This is a genomic window from Streptomyces sp. ATLC9, from assembly GCF_057196705.1.
The window spans coordinates 1-490 of the sequence record NZ_JBXUOY010000583.1 but is presented as its reverse complement, the minus strand read 5'-3'; the positions used below and the strand labels follow the sequence as shown (position 1 = coordinate 490).

The 490-nt window shown below is 81.4% G+C and carries 1 protein-coding gene; it reads right to left on the bottom strand.

Annotation, left to right across the window (positions count from 1 at the left end; translation table 11 throughout):
• Window positions 1-70: 70 nt before the first annotated feature.
• Complete coding sequence (locus tag AC2CJA_RS27175; protein ID WP_484605274.1) at window positions 71-328, bottom strand: hypothetical protein; 258 nt, start codon at window positions 326-328, stop codon at window positions 71-73.
• Between the last annotated feature and the right edge of the window lie 162 nt (window positions 329-490).

The following is a 490-nucleotide window of genomic DNA, read 5'->3' as shown; positions in this document are numbered from 1 at the left end:
GACCCCGGGGGGGGGGGGGGGCGTGCGCCCCCCGCGGCGGGGGGGGCCGAACCCCCCACGGGCGGACCCCTCAGCCGCCCAGCTCGGAGACCACGCTCTCCAGCCTGGAGGCCAGCGCCTCCAGCTCCTGTTCCGAGGGCGTCCCCGGGCCGAGTCCGGCGGCGAGGTCGTCGCGCGAGACGACCTCCACGGCTCCGCGGCAGCGGTCGCCGCCCGCCTCGGCGGCGGACACCACCCGCGGGCGGCCCTCCAGCAGCACAAGCCGGGGATCGGGATCGGAGGAGCTGAGAAGCTCCCCCACGTGCTGGGCTGTGATCGTGCTCGGCACCTCGTGGGCCTTCCTCTCGGTTCTCCCGGTTCTCCCGGCCTTCTCCGGACCCTCCGGGCCCCCGCCCGGAGGCCGGGGAGTCCGCCGGGGCGGCGCCCGGGGGCCCCCGCCGCCCGGGGGGGGGGGGGGGGGGGGGGGCGGGGGGGGGGCGCGGCCGCGCCG